General features: G+C 57.8%; 15 protein-coding genes, 1 tRNA gene and 4 pseudogenes. 13 read left to right on the forward strand and 7 right to left on the reverse strand.

Annotated elements, in window-relative coordinates; translation table 11 throughout:
- Positions 1–79 precede the first annotated feature (79 nt).
- Positions 80–673 (reverse strand): hypothetical protein, encoded by a 594-nt coding sequence (locus tag ACOOEX_RS16195; RefSeq protein WP_420395802.1) that lies wholly within the window; start codon positions 671–673, stop codon positions 80–82.
- Between the two features lie 286 nt (positions 674–959).
- Here ACOOEX_RS16195 and ACOOEX_RS16200 point away from each other — a divergent pair, with 286 nt between their 5' ends.
- Together ACOOEX_RS16200 and ACOOEX_RS16205 are read left to right on the forward strand one after the other, a co-directional pair.
- The gene (locus ACOOEX_RS16200) at positions 960–1892 is read left to right on the forward strand and encodes an IS5 family transposase (RefSeq protein WP_420394792.1); all 933 of its coding nucleotides are present in this window, start codon (positions 960–962) and stop codon (positions 1890–1892) included.
- Positions 1893–2037: 145 nt separating this feature from the next.
- Positions 2038–2846: pseudogene (locus ACOOEX_RS16205) on the forward strand (IS3 family transposase); the annotation flags it as partial.
- 132 nt (positions 2847–2978) lie between these two features.
- Here ACOOEX_RS16205 and ACOOEX_RS16210 read toward each other — a convergent pair.
- Positions 2979–3344, reverse strand: a pseudogene (locus ACOOEX_RS16210) (DDE-type integrase/transposase/recombinase); the annotation flags it as partial.
- On the opposite strand from ACOOEX_RS16210, the pseudogene ACOOEX_RS16215 reads away from it, so the two are divergent.
- From ACOOEX_RS16215 to ACOOEX_RS16225, 3 genes and pseudogenes are all read left to right on the forward strand, one after another.
- A pseudogene (locus ACOOEX_RS16215) lies at positions 3333–3458 on the forward strand (IS5/IS1182 family transposase); the annotation flags it as partial. The pseudogenes ACOOEX_RS16210 and ACOOEX_RS16215 sit on opposite strands and share 12 nt — an antisense overlap.
- A gap of 279 nt (positions 3459–3737) precedes the next feature.
- Positions 3738–6260, forward strand: coding sequence for a hybrid sensor histidine kinase/response regulator (locus ACOOEX_RS16220; RefSeq protein WP_420395803.1), 2523 nt, complete (start codon positions 3738–3740; stop codon positions 6258–6260).
- A 428-nt stretch (positions 6261–6688) separates the two neighbouring features.
- Positions 6689–7330 (forward strand): Hint domain-containing protein, encoded by a 642-nt coding sequence (locus ACOOEX_RS16225; RefSeq protein ID WP_420395804.1) that lies wholly within the window; start codon positions 6689–6691, stop codon positions 7328–7330.
- Here ACOOEX_RS16225 and ACOOEX_RS16230 read toward each other — a convergent pair.
- Positions 7288–8220, reverse strand: a complete 933-nt coding sequence (locus tag ACOOEX_RS16230) for an IS5 family transposase (RefSeq protein WP_420394792.1) — start codon at positions 8218–8220, stop codon at positions 7288–7290. The two genes, ACOOEX_RS16225 and ACOOEX_RS16230, sit on opposite strands and share 43 nt — an antisense overlap.
- On the opposite strand from ACOOEX_RS16230, the gene ACOOEX_RS16235 reads away from it, so the two are divergent.
- Positions 8219–8641, forward strand: coding sequence for a Hint domain-containing protein (locus tag ACOOEX_RS16235; RefSeq protein WP_420395805.1), 423 nt, complete (start codon positions 8219–8221; stop codon positions 8639–8641). The two genes, ACOOEX_RS16230 and ACOOEX_RS16235, sit on opposite strands and share 2 nt — an antisense overlap.
- Positions 8642–8852: 211 nt before the next feature.
- Here ACOOEX_RS16235 and ACOOEX_RS16240 read toward each other — a convergent pair.
- Positions 8853–9693: pseudogene (locus ACOOEX_RS16240) on the reverse strand (IS5 family transposase).
- Positions 9694–9937: 244 nt separating this feature from the next.
- Here ACOOEX_RS16240 and ACOOEX_RS16245 point away from each other — a divergent pair.
- The 5 genes from ACOOEX_RS16245 to ACOOEX_RS16265 all read left to right on the forward strand — a co-directional run bounded on the left by ACOOEX_RS16245 (position 9938) and on the right by ACOOEX_RS16265 (position 13770).
- Complete coding sequence (locus ACOOEX_RS16245) at positions 9938–11080, forward strand: hypothetical protein (protein ID WP_420395806.1); 1143 nt, start codon at positions 9938–9940, stop codon at positions 11078–11080.
- A complete protein-coding gene (locus tag ACOOEX_RS16250; RefSeq protein ID WP_420395807.1) occupies positions 11081–11896 on the forward strand; it encodes a hypothetical protein in 816 nt (271 codons plus the stop codon).
- An 84-nt stretch (positions 11897–11980) separates the two neighbouring features.
- Positions 11981–12181 (forward strand): helix-turn-helix domain-containing protein, encoded by a 201-nt coding sequence (locus ACOOEX_RS16255; protein WP_420395808.1) that lies wholly within the window; start codon positions 11981–11983, stop codon positions 12179–12181.
- A 6-nt stretch (positions 12182–12187) separates the two neighbouring features.
- Positions 12188–12628, forward strand: a complete 441-nt coding sequence (locus ACOOEX_RS16260) for a helix-turn-helix domain-containing protein (protein ID WP_420395809.1) — start codon at positions 12188–12190, stop codon at positions 12626–12628.
- Between the two features lie 119 nt (positions 12629–12747).
- Entirely contained in the window at positions 12748–13770 is a 1023-nt protein-coding gene (locus ACOOEX_RS16265; RefSeq protein ID WP_420395810.1) for a tyrosine-type recombinase/integrase, read from the forward strand.
- Positions 13771–13884: 114 nt separating this feature from the next.
- Here ACOOEX_RS16265 and ACOOEX_RS16270 read toward each other — a convergent pair.
- Positions 13885–13974: transfer RNA gene (locus tag ACOOEX_RS16270), tRNA-Ser, on the reverse strand.
- Between the two features lie 156 nt (positions 13975–14130).
- Here ACOOEX_RS16270 and ACOOEX_RS16275 point away from each other — a divergent pair.
- Positions 14131–15132 (forward strand): NADP-dependent oxidoreductase, encoded by a 1002-nt coding sequence (locus tag ACOOEX_RS16275; protein ID WP_420395811.1) that lies wholly within the window; start codon positions 14131–14133, stop codon positions 15130–15132.
- Between the two features lie 6 nt (positions 15133–15138).
- On the opposite strand, the gene ACOOEX_RS16280 is transcribed toward ACOOEX_RS16275, so the two are convergent.
- Complete coding sequence (locus ACOOEX_RS16280; protein WP_420395812.1) at positions 15139–15996, reverse strand: hypothetical protein; 858 nt, start codon at positions 15994–15996, stop codon at positions 15139–15141.
- Positions 15997–16095: 99 nt separating this feature from the next.
- Complete coding sequence (gene ychF, locus ACOOEX_RS16285; protein WP_420395813.1) at positions 16096–17193, reverse strand: redox-regulated ATPase YchF; 1098 nt, start codon at positions 17191–17193, stop codon at positions 16096–16098.
- A gap of 103 nt (positions 17194–17296) precedes the next feature.
- Between ychF and ACOOEX_RS16290 the strand changes: the two genes are divergently transcribed.
- Positions 17297–17737, forward strand: coding sequence for a hypothetical protein (locus ACOOEX_RS16290; protein ID WP_420395814.1), 441 nt, complete (start codon positions 17297–17299; stop codon positions 17735–17737).
- Positions 17738–17742 lie beyond the last annotated feature (5 nt).

The following is a 17742-nucleotide window of genomic DNA, read 5'->3' on the forward strand; positions in this document are numbered from 1 at the left end:
CCGCCAGACACAGTTACCCCGGATGCTCTTGGCTTCGGGGTTGATCTGCTCACTTTTCTTCGCGAAAGGATGATTGACTTCAACTGCATGGCGGCACGGTCGAACTCGCAACATTAGAAATGCTGCTATCACCTTCTGAATAGGAGTCGAGGAGAGACAGCGTTTCGTTAACAACGCTAGAATCGATGCAACCCTCAGACTCTGCCGAGTTTGTTGCATCCACCAGATTTCCATCTCCGTTTATTTCGATCGTCGTTTCGCCCGTATTCATTGCGCCAACTGAGTTGGTGTTCTGACCAATCTGATCGCCTATTTGGAACTCGATCGCGCCCAATGACCCGGATACTCCGGACAAGTCCTGGTAGTTTGCCCTATTATCATAGCTATTGGTGTTGTAGACGACCGTACTCGGACCGCCTGAACTCTGCTCGGCACTTCTGATGGCCTGAGCTTCTTGCAATCTAAGTGACCTGTTCGTTGCTGAAGGCCCCCAAGTGGAGGACCAGCTCTGCCCCGGCCCATAGGTGCTCTGAGCGTTCACGAATTCACAAACCACGCTGAACGCCGCAGTGACAACGCTGACCGAAATCAGCCTTCTAACTCGCGATTTTCTTTCCAATTGCGCCCCCCTTACCTGATTGACCTCAGGCTTTTTAGTTGAATGGGTTAACAAGACCCGCGCCCTCAAGCTGATCGCCTACCTCGTCAAACACATCCTGGGTGGACTGACCGGAACCGGGATCGGACGAATCGAACGCCACGGCATTCCCCCCTCCCGCCTGAGAACTTTGGACACGACCATCTTCACCGACCTCGACTGCAACGTTCGTTCCATCAATGTCCAATGCTGTGTATTCGATGACGTTGGCCGGCACGGGCGGCTGAGGCTGCGGAGCGGCTTTGTTGCACAAATGGGGTGAGGGATTCCCTGTGTGAATCCAGCGTGGTAGCTGGCGAGCATGAGCAGTTGGTCCCTTATGACGTACAAGACCAGGAACTGGCCTTCGTACAACACGGCGCTGAAGCAGCGCGGTTCGCTATCGATCTGGTTTGATCCCGATATGACCTGGCACGCGGCACCCACCGGCAAGCGCGGGCGGCAACCCGAGTTCAGCGACGCGGCGATACAGGTTTGTCTCACGATAAAGGTGTTGTTCGGCATGCCCCTTCGCCAGACGACCGGGTTCGTCGAAAGCCTGCTGCGGTTGGCAGGCCTTGACTGGAAAGTGCCGGACTTCAGCACTCTGTCTCGCCGCCAGAAGACCCTGAGCGTCGCCATCCCTTATCGCGGAGGAACGGGTCCTTTGCACCTGCTGATCGATGCGACCGGGATCAAAGCCGAGGGCGAGGGAGAGTGGAATGCCCGCAAGCATGGCGGGTCAAAGAAGCGCCTTTGGCGCAAGCTGCATCTTGGTATGGACGAGGAAACACTGGAGATCCGCGCAGTCGGTGTCACGACAAGCAACGTCGGCGACGCCCCTATGTTACCCGACCTGCTGGCACAGATCCCGCCCGACCAAGAGATTGCCACGGTCACCGCTGACGGAGCCTATGACACGCGCAGATGTCACAATGTGATTGCCGCTCGAGGTGCCGTTGCCGTCATCCCACCACGCAAGAATGCGCAACTCTGGAAGCCAACTACGGCGGGTGCTATCGCGCGAAACGAAGCCGTGAGGGCCTGCAAATATCTCGGACGGGCACTCTGGCGAAAGCTGACAGGCTATCACCGACGAAGCCGCGCAGAGACGAAGATGCACTGCGTCAAACTCCTTGGCCAAGGCCTGATGGCCAGAGACTTCGACCGGCAGGTCGCTGAGCTCCAGATCCGGATCGCGGTGCTCAACCGCTACACCGCTCTTGGCATACCCGTCACTGAGCCCGTAGGATGAGTCCGTCCGGGGAAAGGGGAAGCCTGCCCTTCAACCGATTTGTGCAACAGAGCCTTCGAAGATGACCGTAGGGTCAGGACTGACCTGCTCCCCTGAAAAGTCCCCGGTTTGAGGTTAGCCTGTTCTCCAACTGAGGAGACAGACGATGGAGAGAAGCCGTTTCAGCGAAGCACAGATCATAGGCATTTTGAAGGAGCACCAGGCGGGCATGAGCGCGCCGAACCTGTGCCGTAAGCACGGGATCAGCGATGCCACTTTCTACAACTGGCGACGGAAGTATGGCGGCATGGAAGTAGCCGACGCCAAGCGACTGAAGGCGCTCGAGGCCGAGAACGCGAAGCTGAAGAAGATGTTGGCCAAACAGATGATGGATGTGGCCACGCTGAAAGAGATGCTCGGAAAAAACTTCTTAGGCCCGGTTCGAGGAGGAAGGCCGTGGACTGGGCCATGAAGGAAAAGAGCTACACGCAGCGGCGGGCCCGTGCGCTGGCCGGGATTGATCCGCGTGTCTATCGGCGGATGTCGAAGCGACCGGCTGACACAGAGCTGAGGGCCAGGATGAAGGAATTGGCGTCCGAGCGGCGGCGGTTCGGGTATCGGCGGCTGCACATCCTACTTACGCGGGAGGGCTGGACGCTGAACTGGAAGAAGCTCTACCGGATCTACCGGGATGAAGGGTTAACCGTCCGTAAACGGGGCGGTCGCAAGCGGGCGCTGGGAACCAGGGCGCCGATGGCGATCCCGCAGGGACCGAACCAGCGGTGGTCGCTGGACTTCGTGTCGGACGCGCTGGCGGACGGCCCCAGGTTCCGCATCCTCTGCGTGATCGACGACTTCAGCCGGGAATGCCTTGCGACCGTCGTCGATAAGTCGCTGTCGGGACACCGCGTCGCCCGTGAACTGGACCGGATCGCCGAGATGCGCGGCTTCCCCTGCTTGGTGGTCAGCGACAACGTCCTATGTCGGGAAAATCTGGCTGCTTAGGTCAGCAGGTCATGGGACATCCGGAGCACCGGATGCCCTGTTACGTTTGCCCAGACGGGCTCTGCCGTCAAGAAATGATCTCTTCCATAGCAAACACAGGGTACGGCCCCGTCCATCCATCGAGATGCGCACGCCCGCCTCGGTCAGCGTGGTGATCCAGGCCGATCCAGTGAACTGGCTGCCTTGATCCGTCTTCATGATCTCGGGCGGGCCGTATTTGGCGATGGCTTCATTCAGCGCATCCACCGCATGCATCGTGTTTGACAGCCTCCAACTCAGGACCTTGCGCGAGGCCCAACCCATGATCGCCACGAGATAGAGGAACCCGTTGCGCACAGGCACAAAGGTGATGTCAGCGCACCAGACCTGGTTGGGCCGGTCGATCTGTATCTTTCTCAGTAGATACGGGAAGACCGGATGCTGGGGGTGCGGCTGACTGGTTCTGGGACGTTTGTAGATCGCTTCGAGATCATGTTCGGCAGGTTGAAAGATTGGTGGCGCGTGGCAACCCGCTACGATAGATGCCCGAAGGTCTTCCTGTCAGCCATCGCCCTTGCCGCACTCGTCATTTATTGGCTATGAGCCCTGACCCTAGTCGTCGCCTTGAACTGATGCGGTGGATGCCCCCGTCAACAGCATCAGTTCACACGTCAGACAGCCAGCAATCCTGTCCACTAACAAAAGATCTCTACATGCAGTGATCCGAAGTTATCCTAAAGTTTTGTATGATAATCTTTAGATGCATTTCTCTCTGATGCCGCCTCATCTAATCTGTACGTTGACGCGCGGTTTATTGCTTTTCATTTGGAGCGGCTGCGACCCCGCTGACAGAGCACTTTGAGCATAAATAGAGGTAGGTTCTTGGCAGTCTTGAGGGACTTCAGCCCGCTAAAAATTTGGCTTCGCTTTCTGGCGTTCGCTCCGGCGGTCATACTTGCGCTCGTAGCTTTGTTGAACGAGGCACGTATCTCTCAAAATGAAACCTTACGGAGGTTGTCGCTGTCAGCGCAGACACACGCGACCATTTTTAACGACCACCTCGAGCACCTTATCACCCTTACCGAGTTTTGCGCGACCTCGCCTCATCTGGTCGAACGTCTTGACCTGACCACGCTGCTTTCAGAATGTGGGCGATCAGCTGAGCTGCTGAACGCGTGGATCGTGGTGCACGAGTTGGGCGATATCAATCGACAGCTGCTCAATTCCAGGGCCGAAGATCAGTCTTCCCTTCCTTCACACAACCCCTCTGATGAATTTCCAGAAATTGTTGAGGCTATCGAAGCGTCTCGAGCGAGTGGTCAGATTGTCGTCGCAAATGTGTTTCAAGGGCCGGTCGCATCCATCCCCGTGATAACCACCGTATTGCTTACACAAGATGCCAGTGGAAGGACAGTGGTTGTCAGTGCCGCAATGGACGCTGTAAACGTTTCAAATTTTTTGGAGGATAGCGTCGATCCACCCATGGTCGTTACCATATTGGACGCGTCACATCGTGTTGCCGCAACAAGCACGCGTATCGAAGGCTTCATGTTGCGGGAAGCACCTCAATGGGCGCGAATCCGATGGGAAACCTTGAGCGAGGCGAGAGCTACGGCAAGGGTTGGCGTGAATCTTTCAGACGGTGTTTGGGACAGAGTAGCAAGAACAGTTGAAACAGCTCCAGGCTGGGTTGTCGCCACCGCGGTGCCCAATCGAAGCATCTTTGGCCCAGATACTCAGATTATCAGACCTGTATCTATATCGCTGTTTGGCGTCATGCTGACTTGGTTATCGCTGGCCATGCTGCGACGGGAAGAAGCGCAGAGAAACCGGATTGTTGCCATCAATCGGGAGCGTGATATCGCGGAACGAGCAAACGAGGAGAAGACACGTGCAATCACTTCGATTGCCCATGATGTCCGAAATGCCCTACTCTCAATACTTGGGTCATTCGATCTGGCCGATCAGGGCGCTAGACCCGCTGATCTACCGTCGGGGCGAAAAACATATGGTTCCGCATTGCGATCGGTGCAAAACCAGCTTCAGCATCTAGAAGATGTATTGGATTGGAGCAAGTCGGACAAACAGCTTCCAGTTGCGAAACTGACACCTGGTGACATCAGGGGAACAGTGCGGGACGTGGTCGAGGCGTTCAAGGGGCCAGCCGATGCAAAGGGGCTGGAACTGACATACAAAGTGTCCAAAACCGTTCCAATGGTTGTTAATGTTGACCGATCGCGTCTTCAGAGAACCCTATCCAACCTAATCGAAAATAGTATCAAATACACCGACGTCGGAAGCGTTACTCTGGAAGTGATTGCGGAGAGGCAACAAGAAGAAAAAGCTAAGGTGACATTTAGCGTTAGCGATACTGGTGCCGGCATCCCCGCAGACAAGATCCAACTGATCTTCAAGGATTACGGTCGCCTTCCCGAGCATGAGCAAGAACGGTACGATGGGATAGGCTTGGGCCTTTCGATTTGCTCTATGCTGTTGAAGACAATGGGCACCACTCTCAATCTCGATAGCAAGGTGGGGGCAGGATCGAAATTTTTTTTCACTCTGAATCTTACTGTCGTCCTCACAAATACTGTGACACCCGACCACCGCGGCATCTTGTATGGCAAGCACATTGTGTTTGCCGAGGACAATGCGATCATCCGAAAACTGACAACAGACCGCCTGAGCATGGAAGGGGCAACTGTTTCAGAGGCACGCGATGGCGCTGAAGCGGTGGTGATCGCCGAGAAGATGCATGATCAGGGGCGTCGCGTAGACCTCGTGCTGTTAGATTTGGAGATGCCCGGACTAAGCGGTGTCGGTGTCATAAAGGAGGTCAGACTTAAGGGATTACTGGGCGATTGCCCCATTTTCCTTCTTACGTCCCACCCAGCAGGCAAAATGACGCAAGCAGCAACCGATGCCGGGGCCGAAGCCATTTTTACGAAGCCAGTGCAACCCGTCGCTCTTGCGGGTAAATTGCAATCCCTTTTATGTGAAGGCACTTTCCAAAGAAATGATCCCGATGAAATGAAAACTGCTCTTTGCGCCTCTCCTGTCCTCGACGAGGATATGTTCAATAAAGTCTTGATAGCGACGGGTGACAGCGCTTTGCAGAGCTTGATACCTAAAATCGAAGACGGCATGCGCATCGCATTGGCTGGCATCCGAAGTGCAGTGAAAGACGGTAACTTTGAAAACGCATATAAAATCATACACAAGGAAAAAGGACTTTGCCAGGCTTTGGGGTGCATTAGACTCGCCCAATCATTGACAGATCTGGAGGAGGGCCTCAGCCGCCTCGGGATCGCCGAAACGAACAAAACCCTGGGTGGCATAGCCGAACTAGTAGACAGCACATTGGAGGCCATCAGAGCCAAAGTTACGGACCAGAAAGCGTTATAAACCGTGCCCTGATCCATTTTTAGCACGCGTTTATTGTTTGGTTCAGTTCAGGTTCTGCTCCAGTATTTATAATTGCATTCCCGCGAAGTGCGCGCATCCAGGCTCGAGTGTGGGCGGGTATGCTTGCAAACCGATCAGCATTATCTCTATCGCTATGGCAGAGCATGTGTCCCAACACTATTGTTGACGTCTTTCGATAGCATATCATCTCCACAACTCAATCTACTCTTCGACGTCAAATTTATTTTTTCCGCTCTTGATTAAGGGATGCAAGTTCAAATGACGATTTAGATTATCTTTCAGACCTTTCATTGCAGAAAGGATATATTTGGCAGCCTTATGCACAGATGCGCGAAAGGCGAAAATCACTGATCCTATCACCACGGCCCACAGATCAGCATGTGCAATGACATGTGAAAGGAGCAGTTGTGACGATCTACAATTACGGAGGTTATAACGTATACAAATATGACAAGGGATCGGACAGCTACTTGGCTGTTGGCGCTCATGTATTTTCAGGCTCTCTGGACTATCGAGAGTTTGACCGAGTGTACGAGGTCGAATATCAACTCGGCACGACGTGTTCCTTTGCCGGGTCTCTCGAGCTTCCCTTGGTCAAAGATGGCACAGTCCGGGTTCCGGTAATCCGGTCCGGCAATCAATACATCGTTTACTTACCCTCCGACCTATCCGCTTCGCATGTAAACTTTCCTGCGGCGATCGACCCATCTAGTCTGCACACGAGCGATTTCAGGATCGGTTATCACGGCGGCAGCCTGATCGCTACGCCCAACGGCGAATGCGCCATCGAAGAACTTTCGGTCGGTGACATTGTGCTGACTGAGGACGGGCGTTCTGTGGCCGTCAAGTGGGTTGGCAAACAGACCGTGTTCACGGCTTTCGGCCCAGCGGAACGGCTTATGCCCGTTTGCTTTGCGGCAAGGTCGCTCGGTATGGGGCTGCCTCGCGTGGAGGCTCTGTTGCACAAATCGGTTGAAGGGCAGGCTTCCCCTTTCCCCGGACGGACTCATCCTACGGGCTCAGTGACGGGTATGCCAAGAGCGGTGTAGCGGTTGAGCACCGCGATCCGGATCTGGAGCTCAGCGACCTGCCGGTCGAAGTCTCTGGCCATCAGGCCTTGGCCAAGGAGTTTGACGCAGTGCATCTTCGTCTCTGCGCGGCTTCGTCGGTGATAGCCTGTCAGCTTTCGCCAGAGTGCCCGTCCGAGATATTTGCAGGCCCTCACGGCTTCGTTTCGCGCGATAGCACCCGCCGTAGTTGGCTTCCAGAGTTGCGCATTCTTGCGTGGTGGGATGACGGCAACGGCACCTCGAGCGGCAATCACATTGTGACATCTGCGCGTGTCATAGGCTCCGTCAGCGGTGACCGTGGCAATCTCTTGGTCGGGCGGGATCTGTGCCAGCAGGTCGGGTAACATAGGGGCGTCGCCGACGTTGCTTGTCGTGACACCGACTGCGCGGATCTCCAGTGTTTCCTCGTCCATACCAAGATGCAGCTTGCGCCAAAGGCGCTTCTTTGACCCGCCATGCTTGCGGGCATTCCACTCTCCCTCGCCCTCGGCTTTGATCCCGGTCGCATCGATCAGCAGGTGCAAAGGACCCGTTCCTCCGCGATAAGGGATGGCGACGCTCAGGGTCTTCTGGCGGCGAGACAGAGTGCTGAAGTCCGGCACTTTCCAGTCAAGGCCTGCCAACCGCAGCAGGCTTTCGACGAACCCGGTCGTCTGGCGAAGGGGCATGCCGAACAACACCTTTATCGTGAGACAAACCTGTATCGCCGCGTCGCTGAACTCGGGTTGCCGCCCGCGCTTGCCGGTGGGTGCCGCGTGCCAGGTCATATCGGGATCAAACCAGATCGATAGCGAACCGCGCTGCTTCAGCGCCGTGTTGTACGAAGGCCAGTTCCTGGTCTTGTACGTCATAAGGGACCAACTGCTCATGCTCGCCAGCTACCACGCTGGATTCACACAGGGAATCCCTCACCCCATTTGTGCAACAAAGCCTCGCGTGGATCTGACGGTGACTGCTGAGCAAGGCATCCTGATTGATTCGGTCATCTGCCAGGCCGGGGCACTCGTGAACCACAAGACTATAAATAACGTATCGCTGGATGAAATTGGGCCGAGCTATATGGTCTACCACATCGAAACCGCAACGCATGATATCATCCTCGCCAATGGCGCACCTGCGGAGACCTTCATTGACTACGTGAGTCGTCGCTGCTTCGACAACTACGCCGAGTTCGAATTGCTTTACGGCGATGTGCCCCATATTGAGCAACTGGACTACCCCCGCGCCTGGAGCGCCCGTCAGGTTCCGCCTCGGATCAAGTCAATGCTCGAATGCCCCGAGCTCGCTTGATCGAAACCTGGCAGCACATGATCCAATGATCAAGTCAGCCATCGATCGGCGTGATTTGGTTTTAGTTATGCGCCCTGCCCAACATTTCATGAGCCTTGAGGCTCAATTGATGCGCTTGTTGGCTCCTGTTGGAATGAGCCATATTCAATGCCTGCCCAATCCGATAGATCATGCGCCTCGAACGTGTACTGGTAGCGTGTGTTATTTCTGGTCATGTTGGCAAACTTTGGAGGCAAAGGCGGATCGACTTGAGGTCAATGAAACCCAGGAAGCTTTCTGCGGTTTTATCGTCGCGGGTAGCGGCACGGCGGGCACTCTTGAGCTTATTGAAGCACCGCTCGACCAGATTGCACAGCCGGTAAATAGAACGGTCGGCACCGAAGCGTGCCTTGCGTGGCTTTCGCATCGGGATGACAGGCAAAACGTCCCGCTTGTCCATGGATTTGCGAATACTATCAGCGTCATAGCCTCGACCGCCGAGCAGGGCGCTCGGTGCTGGAAGCGTATCGGCCATAACCAGATCGAAGCCAGGATAGTCCGATGCCTGGCCCGGCGTGATCTCAGTTCTCCTGGGCAGCGCTGCGGCATTGACGAGGAGGTGGACCTTAGTTGTGAAGTCACCTCGAGAACGCCTGAAACCCTGTCACATTTTCCAGTGAGCTCAAACCAATGGCGCCTGCACTGGCTCATCCCCCTTTAGCGCCTGCCGCTCTCCTCTCAGGACATTGCCTTCGCAATGCCCGGCTGGACAATGGATGGTGAGCCTGGACTATGGTGCAGTCGATCATTTGAGGGGCGTCTGGCACGGCCCCGCTCTGGTTCAGGGCATCCATGATGTCCTCCCACAGCCCAGCCAATCTCCAGCGCCGGAATTACCGGTAAACGCTCGACCATTTACCGAACTCTTCGGGCAGGCCCCGCCACGGAGCGCCCGTCCGCGCGAACCAGAAAATGCCATCTGAAACAAAGCGGTGGCGAATGGGTTTACGCCCATTCGGGGCGCGAACAGACAGGATGAAACGCTCAAAGAACGGCCGTTCCTCGCCCGACATCAGATCTCGCGCCAATCTGGTCTCCTGCGCAGATACCAGCGTGAATGACGCGCAACGTTCGATGGGAGCCCATCTTGTCAATACACCCCCCCAGGCTATTCAGCCTTGTATCGGATGCTCTCGAACACCACATTGTGACACAGGTATTAATTCAGGCACAAGATACATGGCTTCATATAGTGGGTTCCTTCGAAAAGCCCCTAGTTCACGATTAAAGGCATTTCTCACCTCAAAAGGTGTCGAGATGCCCGAGGGTTTCGACTGGAACAGCGCTGGGCGCGGCACGGCGTTTGTAGCTGACCTCAACACGGTCATTGATGATCTACCAGCACGCCAACAAGATCGCCTCAAGGCTGAACTGGATCATTTGGCCAGCTTGACCAATGACGCGGTGATGGTCAGCGCAGAACAGGTCTGCCCGATGATGGGGATTGATCTGGAAGGCCTAGAGGGCGTTCAGGACGTGCTCTTGATGCTGGCGCTGGATTTTCCCCATGCCTTTGAACGTGTGGCCGTGCAGGCCTCGCTAAACCGTCGCACGGGCGGCAAGAATTGGTCGGCATTTCAGTTTGACGATGATGGCAAGGCGTGGGCTTTGGATGATGATACCGCGCGCCGGGCATTCGTGGCAGACGCGATTGCAATTCTGGACCTGCCCGCTCATCGCAAGCGCGAGGCGGATTGGTATCGCGCTGTGCGGGTTCACCCCATTACAGGCGAGGAAACGGAGATCGTTCAGGCGACGATCTACGTGGAGGACCGGGCGGCAAGCGAATTGACCTTCGGGGCATCGGAGGGCTTGGAGCGGCAAGTGTTCCAGCGGGTTTTGGAGGTGGGCATCGCGTGCAATCCAGCCGAGCGCATCGTGGAGATTTGCGCCGCTGGTGGAAAGAAGGTTCGCGATGAATATGCCCAAGCTTTTTCAAGGCATTTCGCGCCTGGGTCCGAGCCGCCGGTGGAAGCGCCACGTCGAGAAGTGATTTTGAGCACGCTTCGAACCGAACCTGCATTTGCGATTGAACCGGCGCATGGTGTGGAGGGCGTAGAGGTGTCGTCGCTGGACTTCTTCTCAACCGGCGGCGGCTTTGCGCGCTTTGAAAAGCGGGGTGACAGCGAAACGATTTACCAGTTTCTAAATCGTCGCTTCGCGCAGGAGTCCCCTCTCAAGGCCGGTGGATGGCAGATCGTGGCTGCAACCCTGCGGATTGTCATGGCGGCGCAAAATGGCAAGCGCCGCCGCACGCTGACTGTGACCTTGCGCAGTCCGAATACCACCACGATCCCAAACAAGACAGAAGCAGACCGCCAACGGGTGCTCAATCTGTTGGAGCGATGGAACCTGATTGCACCGCCGTCACCTGAAATTGACGTGATCGAGGACGGCTGATTGAACGCGATTTCCTTGCTCTCTGAGATCATAGGGCAGGCCGGGAAGGTGGCGGCGCAGGCCTATCGTAATGATACACGATATGGCGTGTTGCTGGATGCGGGTTTGCTCAAGAGCGACGGCTTGGTGCAATCGGTGTTCTGCGAGAATTGCGACGTGCCGCACGATGCCGAGATCGTCTTCGAGGGCGGTTCATATGGCCATTTTTGCCCTGAACTAGGATTTGTCCCTGTTGAGCGTGCGGACCTTGTTGCCGTCCGCCCCAACTTTGCCGCGCTGGTGGAACACCTACACGCGGCCTTTGAGTGTTCGCAGGGGGGCATATCTCAACTCGGGCCGCAGACATGGCGTATCGGGCTGGTGGATACACCCGGTGGGCGGGCGGTTGTTTACTTCCACACCTGCCTTCAAAATGACGATGAGCTGGTCAGCCTTGAGAACGCCCTGCGCGGTCAAATCCGGCGCGACTACGCCCTTGTCGTCACCGCCGCTGGCCATGTGCCGCATCGTGACGGCGTAACCTACACCCTCGACCAGATGGTGCAGTTAGACTTGGGGACCGCGCGCCTACGGAAGACTTTGAGCGTGGCCGAAGCCGTCGGCGCGCCGCCAAGGCCGACTGGCGGGCGACCCAGCGCCTACCGCGAGCGTTTCCACGAATTGCTTGCAGATCGTGCTGCGCAGGGAGCGGCAGAAAAGGGGCGAAACGAAGAGGCCAAGGCCGCTTTGCTGGATTATCGAAGGCGTTACCCAAATGAGACCACACCCAGTCTGTCTACGGTAAAAGCCTATGTTTCCGAATTTCGGGGTGGATGAAAACTGGATGGAAACCCAAGCCCTGTTTTGATCCACCCAACGTCCGCGACGGTTCACCCACCTTCTAACGGTGGAGTATGAACCATGGCAGACCTGAACGAAACGACCCCGAAACACGCCCCCATCGCGGTGTCCCCAGACGAGGCGGCGCGTCTTGCGGGCATCGGGCGAACGACACTTTATGCGGCCTTGGCCAAGGGTGATTTGCCCAGCATCAAGATCGGCACGCGGCGGCTTGTCCGGGTGGATGCTATCCGCGAATGGCTGGCACGGCATGAGGGGTAAGGCCAAATGCCCAAGTCAGCCAAACTCAGCGGAATAAAATCGCTACGCTGCTACACGATCTCAGAGGCGGCGGGTGTCACCGGCGTCTCTGACCGCACCATTCGGGCGTGGATCAAGCAAGGCCTGACGGCCATGACGGATGAACGGCCAACGCTGGTGCGTGGCGACGCGCTGATCAGCTACATCCAGCGCCAGAGACAGGGGCGAAGATCCCGGCTGTCGCCCGACGAGTTCTATTGCTTGAAGTGCCGCGAAGCGCGGAAACCGGCGGGTGGGCTTGTCGATTGCGAGAAGGATGGAACCCGCGCGAAACTCACCGCGATGTGCGAGACCTGCGACACGATCATGCACAGACCCATCGCGCAAGAACGCGTTGCGGCCCTCAATGACGTCTTCGATTTGACCTTGCGGGGCGAGGCGTCCGAAACGCCCAAAGCCGGTTCTTAAACAACCGCCGGGAATCGACATTGAAGAGGCGGACAGATGCCCCCCTGATTTTCCACTTCCAGCCTGCCTCGATTGGCAGGGGTTCTGACAGTCAAGAATTGAGCAAATCGGAGGCTCTGATGACAACCCAACTCAACGAGAAAAACGAGCGGACCAAGCGCGAGTTTCTGACCTATCGCAAGCACTCCAAGCAGGTCTCAGACAAGACCCTGGACCGCGAGATTGCCCATCTTGAGCGTTTCGACCTGTGGAACAAGCGCAAGGACTTCGCCAAGTTCCACATTGATTGGGCCGTAGGGTTTCGCGAGCATTTGGATCACGCCAAAAGCACGACAGGCAAGCCCCTCGCCAAATCCACCACCCGCTCGATCATGGCCACAATGCGAGAGTTCACCTTGTGGCTGTCACAGCAAGATGGGTTTCGACGCAGGATCAGGGCCAAGGACGCCAGCTATTTCCAACTTTCGAGACGCGATGAGGCGGAGGCACGCGCGGCCCCCGAACGCCCCGCGCCCAGCCTTCGCCAAGCAAATCGCGCCTTGTCCATGATGCCCAGCGAGACGCCGCGCCAGATGCGCGACAAGGCGATCTTCGCGCTGCTGTGCCTCACCGGTATCCGCGTCGAGGCGCTGACTTCGCTCAAGATCAAGCATGTGGACCTGGACGAAAAGTCCGTCACCCAAAACCCGCGTGAGGTGGCCACCAAGTTCGGCAAGCGAATCGACACGTTCTTCGCCAAGGAGTTCTCAGAGGCCGAAGCCCCGCTGCGCGACTGGATGACCTATCTCGACGAGGTAGCACTCTACAGCCCCGATGATCCGCTGTTTCCCGCCACAGCCCTGTCGGCACAATCAAACAGAGGGTTCGCAGCTTGCGGATTCACCCGCGCGAATTGGAAGACAACCGAACCTGTTCGCAAGATCGTCAACACCGCCTTCGAAACAGCCGGTTTGCCCCCGTATGGTCCGCACGCCTTCCGGCACATGCTGGCCCGCCACGCGGCGAAGAATAGCAAGAGCGTGGCCGAGTTCATTGCCAACGCTCAAAACCTTGGCCACTCGGACCCGCTGATCACCCTGCGCAGCTATGGACAAATCAGCCGAGACGAGCAGCGACGCCTGATAACCGGCGAAAGCGAGTGAGCGGTTGCGCGCCTTGGGTGGACCGAACAAAGGTCAAGTGTGGGAACATGTGTGGGAACGGCAACCTCAAAATCCAGATTTTTCCTTTAATAACAAGGTCTAATTGGATTTTTATGGCGGAGACGAAGGGATTCGAACCCTCGAGACCCTTCCGGGCCTACTCCCTTAGCAGGGGAGCGCCTTCGACCACTCGGCCACGTCTCCGCTGGCGGGTGTATCCGTCTGCAAACCGGGGAACAAGGGGAAATTTGCCTTTGCGGGCGCGCTTTTGATATCCGCGGGGGCAACGCGGCAATCTTCGGTTAGTGCATTGCGTTCTGCAGGGGGGGCAGGCAGGATCGCCCGGACAGGAGGCCCCTCATGAAAAACACCCAGGTCATTCTCGCCAGCCGCCCGGTTGGTGTCCCGAAGCCCGAGCATTTTGCCATCCGGGAGGTCGACGTGCCGGTGCTGGCCGAAGGGCAGGTCCTGATCCGCGTCAGCCACTGGTCCGTGGACCCCGCGATGCGGGGATGGGCCAATGACGTGCCGAACTACTCGCCCCCCGTGGCGCTTGGTGACCCCATGCGCAGCTTCGCCGTTGGCGAGGTCATCGCCAGCCGCCATCCCGGCTATGCCGAGGGTAACGTGGTCGAGGGACTTCTGGGCTGGCAGACTCATGCGATCAGCGACGGGTCCAACATCGGGCGCAAGGTGACGGAGACCGACCTGCCGCGCAGCTACGCGCTCGGGATCATGGGGCTGAATGGCACCACCGCCTATTTCGGGTTGTTGGACTCCTGTGCGGCCAAGGCGGGCGATACGGTCGTGGTCTCGACCGCTGCGGGGGCCGTCGGGTCTGCCGTGGGGCAGATTGCCAAGGTCATCGGCTGCCGGACCGTCGGCATTGCGGGCGGGGCCGAGAAGGTCCGCCAGTGCCGAGAGGAGTTCGGCTATGACGCCGCCATCGACTACAAGGCCGGGGATGTGGCCAGCGCTGTCGCCGCCGCCTGCCCAGATGGAGTCGATTGCTATTTCGACAATACCTGCGGGCCGATCTCTGACGCGGTAATGACCAGGCTTGCCGTTGGGGCACGGATCACAATCTGCGGCACGGCGGCGATCACCGAATGGGATCCGCTGCCCGTTGGCCCGCGCGTTCACCGGCAATTGCTGGTGGCGCGCGCCCGGATGCAGGGGTTCCTGATCTTCGACTACAAGGACAGGCTGCACGAGGCCCGCACCGCCTTGGCGGGATGGCTGCGCGAGGGCAAGATCAGCGTGCGGGAACACATCCTCGACGGGCCAGAGGCCGCGATGGACGCGATCGGGATGCTTTACCGGGGCGAGAACACCGGCAAACTGATCGTCAAGGTGGACTGACCGGTTTTATTCGCCGTTGAACTCTACCGGCAGAATGTCCGACCCGTAGGATCCCACATTGTCGATGGCCCAGGCCTCGCCGCCATAAGGGTCATCGCCGATACGGCCAATTCCAAATTGGATCTGTTCGCTCGGGTTCTGCACGACCACCTGCACGGTGTATTCGCTCTGCGTGTTCACGTTGGAACGGATGGCTTCATAACGGGCACCATCAGCCTCGGCCTCGTACCAGGCGGCCGCGATTTCCAGCCGTTCCTCGGTCACATCGCGGCTGACGCTTTCGCGCTCGATGAAGTTGTAGGATACAAGTGTTTCGTCGGATCCATCGCTGGCTACGCTGTTGGTGCTGCCACCCGCCAGCCGCGTCGCGTCGATCATCACCCCGTTGACGAAGAGCCGCATCTGGTCTGCTGCCTCCCAATTGCCGATGGTGGTCAGATCGAACTCGAACATCGCATAGCCTGTGTCGGGATCGAATGTGTAGGTGTTCAGCAGGACCGGGGCACCGCTTTGATCGTAGTAGGGACCAAGCATGCCTTCGAGCAGCGGGTCGTCATGCTCGTCGGCCATGGTAATCCAGCCCTGATCCCCATTGGTGAAATCGTTGAAGACCAGCTCGACCAGCCCGTCATCGCCACCCGCGGCACCGGAACCGGCGCCCGAGGCTTCACCGGATCCTCCCGCGATAATATCGGAATTCAGAGTATCACGAATACTGCCGGCGAGACTTTCCAGCCCACCACTGACAACGCCGGCAACCGCAAGGCCAAGCCCCACCGTCGCGCTGACAAGCGGCACCCAGTCTGTGGTAACAGCCCCGCATTCGTCCAGGCAAAAAGCACTGACAGTATTCGGTCGCGACATCTCTATGCACCAATCAAGTGCCCCCAAGACGGCAATGGACTGATATCTCGTCACAATTGGGGAAGAATTGCAGCAGTTTTGCCTTAATTGAGAATGGCTTCACGCATTGAACAGGAAATGCAGGACGTCACCGTCCTTGACGGTATAGGTCTTGCCCTCGACCCGCATCTTGCCCGCTTCCTTGGCGCCGGTTTCGCCATTGCAGGCGATGTAATCGTCATAGGCGATGGTTTCGGCCCGGATGAAACCGCGCTCGAAATCACCGTGGATGACGCCCGCGGCCTGCGGCGCGGCGGTGCCCCGGCGGATGGTCCAGGCGCGAGCCTCTTTCGGGCCGACGGTGAAATAGGTCTCAAGATTCAGCAGGCCATAGCCCGCGCGGATCAACCGGTCGAGCCCGGCCTCCTCCAGCCCCATTTCGCCCAGGAACATCTCGGCTTCCTCGGCGTCGAGCTGGCTGATCTCTTCCTCGATCTGGGCCGAGATGATCACAGTCGCCGCGCCCTGTTCGCGGGCCATGTCCTCTACTTTCGCCGAGAATTCATTGCCCTCAGCCGCAGAGCCTTCATCGACGTTGCAGACATAAAGCACCGGCTTGGTGGTCAGCAGTTGCAGCATCTTCCAAGCCTTCGCGTCCTCGGCGCTGACCTCGACCAGCCGCGCGGGCTTGCCGTCTTCCAGCATCGCCTGTGCCTCGGCCAGCAGCCGGTCCTGCTGCTGCGCTTCCTTGTCGTTGCCCTTCAGCTTGCGGACGAGGTTCGCGCGGCGCTTTTCGATGCTTTCCAGATCGGCCAGCATCAGCTCGGTCTCGATGGTCTCGGCATCCGCAATCGGGTCGATCCGGCCATCGACATGAGTGATGTCGTCATCCTCGAAGCAGCGCAAAACCTGCGCGATGGCATCGGTTTCGCGGATATTGGCGAGGAATTGGTTCCCCAGCCCCTCTCCCTTGGATGCGCCCTTCACCAGCCCCGCGATATCGACGAATGTCATGCGGGCGGGTATGATCTGCTTGGACCCTGCGATTGCCGCCAGCTTGTCCAGCCGCGGGTCAGGCACCGCAACATCGCCCACATTGGGCTCGATCGTGCAGAAGGGAAAATTCGCCGCCTGCGCCGCCGCCGTCTTGGTCAGCGCGTTGAACAGCGTGGACTTGCCCACATTCGGCAGCCCGACAATACCCATCTTGAAGCCCATCTGGCCCTCCGCATCCTTTGTTCCGGCGCCTTCTACGGCCTTGGGCATCCTACTGCAACGGGCCTCGTGCTATGCTCAGGGGGATCGACCCCAGGAGTTTCCGATGCAGCCAATCCCCTACCTCATGTTTCAGGGCCAGTGCCGACAGGCGATGGATACCTATGCCGACCTCCTCAATGGCCGAGTGACCAGCGCGCTTCCGGCTACTGAAGCCAAGGACATGTACATCGACCACGGTGACACGATGTATGTGCCGCCAGATCGGGCAGAATGGCTGGCGCATTGCGAGATGACCTACGAAGAAGGGGTTCTGATGGGGGCGGATGACCTCACCGGTGCCACCGAGCCCGGTGGCGGCTTCTGGGTGAGGGCCGCGTTTTCCAGCCTCGACCGGGCCGGGTCTGTTTTCGATCGGTTCGAGCGCGAATGCTGCTTCATCCTGATCCGAGGCTTCGCCCCGAACGCATGGACCGAAGGCTTCGGCATGTTGACGGATCGCTACGGAGTGCATTGGATGATCACTGCCCCATGGAACAAGGATTGACCGCC

The sequence above is a fragment of the Nioella sp. genome, from assembly GCF_965215655.1.
Taxonomy (GTDB): domain Bacteria; phylum Pseudomonadota; class Alphaproteobacteria; order Rhodobacterales; family Rhodobacteraceae; genus Nioella.

Excerpts from the sequence above, each read along its gene's own strand:
- ACOOEX_RS16275 (WP_420395811.1), top strand. The coding sequence starts at position 14,131 with ATGAAAAACACCCAGGTCATTCTCGCCAGCCGCCCGGTTGGTGTCCCG.
- ACOOEX_RS16255 (WP_420395808.1), top strand. The coding sequence starts at position 11,981 with ATGGCAGACCTGAACGAAACGACCCCGAAACACGCCCCCATCGCGGTG.
- ACOOEX_RS16265 (WP_420395810.1), top strand. The coding sequence starts at position 12,748 with ATGACAACCCAACTCAACGAGAAAAACGAGCGGACCAAGCGCGAGTTT.
- ACOOEX_RS16260 (WP_420395809.1), top strand. The coding sequence starts at position 12,188 with ATGCCCAAGTCAGCCAAACTCAGCGGAATAAAATCGCTACGCTGCTAC.
- ACOOEX_RS16235 (WP_420395805.1), top strand. The coding sequence starts at position 8,219 with ATGCTCGCCAGCTACCACGCTGGATTCACACAGGGAATCCCTCACCCC.
- ACOOEX_RS16230 (WP_420394792.1), bottom strand. The coding sequence starts at position 8,220 with ATGAGCAGTTGGTCCCTTATGACGTACAAGACCAGGAACTGGCCTTCG.
- ACOOEX_RS16200 (WP_420394792.1), top strand. The coding sequence starts at position 960 with ATGAGCAGTTGGTCCCTTATGACGTACAAGACCAGGAACTGGCCTTCG.
- ACOOEX_RS16280 (WP_420395812.1), bottom strand. The coding sequence starts at position 15,996 with ATGTCGCGACCGAATACTGTCAGTGCTTTTTGCCTGGACGAATGCGGG.
- ACOOEX_RS16245 (WP_420395806.1), top strand. The coding sequence starts at position 9,938 with ATGCCCGAGGGTTTCGACTGGAACAGCGCTGGGCGCGGCACGGCGTTT.
- ychF (WP_420395813.1), bottom strand. The coding sequence starts at position 17,193 with ATGGGCTTCAAGATGGGTATTGTCGGGCTGCCGAATGTGGGCAAGTCC.
- ACOOEX_RS16290 (WP_420395814.1), top strand. The coding sequence starts at position 17,297 with ATGCAGCCAATCCCCTACCTCATGTTTCAGGGCCAGTGCCGACAGGCG.